Raw genomic sequence first — 2115 nt, 5'->3', positions numbered from 1 at the left:
GGCAGCAGCCACTGGTAACTGATTTAGGGAGTTAGTCTTGAAGTTATACGCCAGTTAAGGCTAAACTAAACGAACAGTTTTGGTGACTGCGCTCCCTTTAAGCCAGTTACCTCGGTTCATAGAGCGCCAACTCTACTGAACCTTTCGAAAAAACCGCCCGTCAAGGCGGTTTTTTCGTTCACAGCCGGAAGCTTACGGCTGCTGCCAGATAATCTCAAGAAGAAAGTAAAAAAAATCGATTAAAACACAAGCAATCAAAGTTAATCTTTGACATAAAGTCTAGCTAATCACAATGAAAGCTGTACATTTTATTAAGGCACTAACAAATCGTATGGCATATAACAAAAACACGAACAGAGGCTATCATGATAAAGGAAATAAGTTTAAAGAATTTCAAATGCTTCAATGAGCTACATCTAAAGCAATTAAAGACTTTAAATATCATAGCTGGGAAAAACAACTACGGGAAAACCTCTATACTGGATGCTATATTTTGTTTTTATGATGTAAAAAACCCAGCCGTCTTGTTAAACATTCAAGCATTCAGAAAAGAAATGGCAGAAATAAACAAAAACAAGCCATTTTGGGTTAGTTACTTTCACGACATGGACACATCACAAAAGATGTCCATAGTCATTCGAGATGAACGCTCTGAAGTAACACAAACATATGAAACAGAAACAAATCAGAGACTAGAATCAAGTTTATCTCTAAACGTTGACACCGTACTATCTAACCAAAACATACCTCGTCAAACTATCGGTTCTCAGGCCACAGTAAACTCGTTAAAAATAAACGTGACCGAGACACCCAATGCAAAAAGCAGAGTTTCCAATAAGCTTTTCTCTATGCAATTGAAAGAAGATGGCGTAGAAATAAAATCAGAAATAAAAAACGAAAGAGATGGGGTTAATTATAAATTTAAGACAGCAACGATAATAACAACATCCAGAAAGATAAACAAAGAGGCAACAATTACAAATGTATCAAATCTACTAACACAAAAAAGAAAAAAAGATATATTAGAAAACTTAAGAAAAATAGATGACAGAATTGTAGATATAGCAATATCTGCAATAGGTAACAACAAGGAAATATATTTAGACATTGGCTTTAGCGAGCTAAATGAAATATCAATGCTTGGCGAGGGTATCAGTCGAGCATTATCTTTCATTAGCTCAGTATTGGTACAGGAAAACTCAATTATTCTTATTGATGAAATCGAGAACGGAATACATTACTCAGTAATTAAAGACATAATAAAATCATTAATTTCATCTGCAAAACAAAACAACAATCAAATATTTGCAACAACTCATAGTCAAGATGTGATACGAGCAATAAACGAAATAGATAGCAAAAATGAAGACATCGCTTACATTAGACTAGGAAGAGAAAAGAACTCCCTAAAACCAACAGCCGTACAATTCAATATGAATGATTTTTCCTACTCGGTAGAGAACGACTGGGAGGTCAGATAATGAAAAACATAAACAATAGCAAGAAGATCATTTTTGTTGAGGGTGATGATGATTTTCATTTTCTATGCAACCTACTTGAAATACAAGGCATTACCGATGTTTTTGTCGAGAAGATAAATGGAAAATCAAAATTAAAACAAGCACTTAGAGCATTCAAAAACATTGAGTCTTTCGATGAAAAAGAAAGCATTTTTATTATATTAGATGCTGATACATCATTTACTGACACAGAAAGATCAATAATTGCCACATTGCGAGAACTACAAATCTCCACCCCCAGCGCGCATAACGAAATAGCTATGAATGGCAATACAAAAATTTCTTTCTTTATAATGCCAGGAAAAGACAAGCCAGGTGCCATTGAAGATCTGATAATTGAACACGCAAGCACTCGAGCGTTATATGAATACATAATAGAATTCTTCGAAAAAATCAAAAATAATAAAGACAACATCTCAGCGAGTGACGAAGAGTACACTTATCCAACCAACGAAAAAAAAGCTAAGGTACAAGTCTATCTTAGCTGCAATAGAGAATCCGACTCAAGGATAGGAATATCCATGAAAAATGGAATAATAAACACAGCAGACAATTGTTTTGATGAAATAAAAAGTTTTATTTCAAAAATATAAAT

Annotated in this window: 2 protein-coding genes; both read left to right on the top strand. The window is 34.1% G+C overall.

All coding sequences use genetic code 11. The annotated features are described in order from the left end of the window. Positions 1 to 365 precede the first annotated feature (365 nt). Positions 366 to 1481: an AAA family ATPase gene (locus tag AC056_RS19165; RefSeq protein ID WP_064765252.1), complete on the top strand. Its 1116-nt coding sequence runs from the start codon at positions 366 to 368 to the stop codon at positions 1479 to 1481. Further along, on the top strand, positions 1481 to 2113 hold the full coding sequence (locus tag AC056_RS19160) for a DUF3226 domain-containing protein (protein ID WP_064765251.1): 633 nt from the start codon (positions 1481 to 1483) through the stop codon (positions 2111 to 2113). The genes AC056_RS19165 and AC056_RS19160 overlap by 1 nt, the downstream gene beginning before the upstream one ends. The last annotated feature ends 2 nt before the right edge of the window (positions 2114 to 2115 follow it).

Source organism: Acinetobacter genomosp. 33YU (assembly GCF_001990725.1).
Lineage (GTDB): Bacteria > Pseudomonadota > Gammaproteobacteria > Pseudomonadales > Moraxellaceae > Acinetobacter > Acinetobacter seifertii.
This window is presented reverse-complemented; position numbering and strand designations above follow the sequence as displayed.

What these genes read in the sequence shown, in the direction of transcription:
- AC056_RS19165 (WP_064765252.1), top strand. Translation starts at nt 366, where the DNA reads ATGATAAAGGAAATAAGTTTAAAGAATTTCAAATGCTTCAATGAGCTA.
- AC056_RS19160 (WP_064765251.1), top strand. Translation starts at nt 1,481, where the DNA reads ATGAAAAACATAAACAATAGCAAGAAGATCATTTTTGTTGAGGGTGAT.